Source organism: Streptomyces sp. NPDC051172, from assembly GCF_040682555.1.
In the GTDB taxonomy this organism is placed as follows: Bacteria; Actinomycetota; Actinomycetes; order Streptomycetales; family Streptomycetaceae; genus Streptomyces.
The window spans coordinates 1-1,204 of record NZ_JBFBBE010000398.1 but is presented as its reverse complement, the minus strand read 5'-3'; the positions used below and the strand labels follow the sequence as shown (position 1 = coordinate 1,204).

The 1,204-nt window shown below is 68.9% G+C and carries 2 protein-coding genes; both read right to left on the bottom strand.

Features of this window, described 5'->3' with window-relative positions; translation table 11 throughout:
• On the bottom strand, positions 1-415 hold a 415-nt coding region (locus tag AB0N07_RS51430), incomplete at its 3' end, for a Bax inhibitor-1/YccA family protein (RefSeq protein WP_365847948.1).
• A gap of 235 nt (positions 416-650) precedes the next feature.
• A complete protein-coding gene (locus AB0N07_RS51425) occupies positions 651-1,019 on the bottom strand; it encodes a helix-turn-helix domain-containing protein (protein ID WP_350749757.1) in 369 nt (122 codons plus the stop codon).
• Positions 1,020-1,204 lie beyond the last annotated feature (185 nt).

The following is a 1,204-nucleotide window of genomic DNA, read 5'->3' as shown; positions in this document are numbered from 1 at the left end:
AGAGCATGATCAGCAGGGGGGAGGGCTCGAGATTGAACGCGTCGACCACCCCGAGCCCCACCCCGGCGATCGCGCCGACGATCATCAGGCCCGGCGAGAACCAGCCGACCGCGCCGGCCACGACGACCAGCACGAGCATGAGGCCGGTCTTGCCGACGACGTCGTTGTAGGTCATCCGGCCGGTGTGCTCCGAGCCGGCGGCGGGGGCACGGAAGGCGTCCTCCATGGACTGCTGGTGGGCGTAATCCTGCGCGGCCTGGCCGGCGCCGAACGCCTGGGCCCGGCCGGAGGGGTCCTGCCGGCCGTAGGGGGACTGCGCGGACTGCGTCCCGCCCTGGTACCAACCAGGCTGCGCCTGTCCGCCGCCCTGCATCTGCTGCTGGAAGTTCTGAGAGTTCATGACCGGATTCGCCACGGCTCGCTCCTTCGGGTCGAGTCGGCCCGGTCGCACGCCGCCGCAGTGAGCAGCGCTCGTGCCCCGGGGTTCAGCACGATCCTATCGGGATGTCTGCGTCCGCGCGCGGGGCCGGAGCGTGGATCCGCGCCGGTTCACCGGCTGTTCACGGTGGGCGCAGAGGTGAAGCGCCCTCATCCGTACCGCAGGCCCCACCCAGTCCGGTTGACCGACTCCTCCGGCACGGCGGTGCGCGTCAGGTCTGGTAGTGGGTGCGAGCGTGCAGCACATCGGCGAGGTGCGTGATCGACCATTCCTCCAGCGCCTGCAGCGGGGCCCGGAGGCTGTGTCCGGCCTCGGTGAGCCGGTATTCCACCCGCGCCGGCACCTCTGCGTAGACCGTACGCATCACCAGGCCATCCTCCTCGAGGGCGCGCAGGGTCTGGGTGAGCATCTTCTGCGAGATCCCCTCGATCCGTCGGCGCAGCTCGGAGAACCGGAGGCTCTCCTCTCCCAGCGCCCCGACGATCAGGACCGTCCACTTGTCACCGATCCGGTCGAGGATATGGCGCGTCGGGCACCCCTGCTCGTAGGGATTCCCGCGCTTCGCTCCCGCCTGACTCATGGTTACCACAAGGTGCCTACTTCCCGAACGTTGCCTAGTCTCCTACAGTAACCATCACCTACTGATATCACCAGGGATGGAGAAGCACCGAGATGACTGCAATCACTGTTGTCGGAGGGACGGGGTACGCGGGAGCCGCGATCGTCGCCGAGGCCGCGCGTCGCGGCCATCAGCCGAACGGCCCC

Coding starts and splice junctions, on each gene's coding strand:
- AB0N07_RS51425 (WP_350749757.1), bottom strand. CDS start 1,019: ATGAGTCAGGCGGGAGCGAAGCGCGGGAATCCCTACGAGCAGGGGTGC.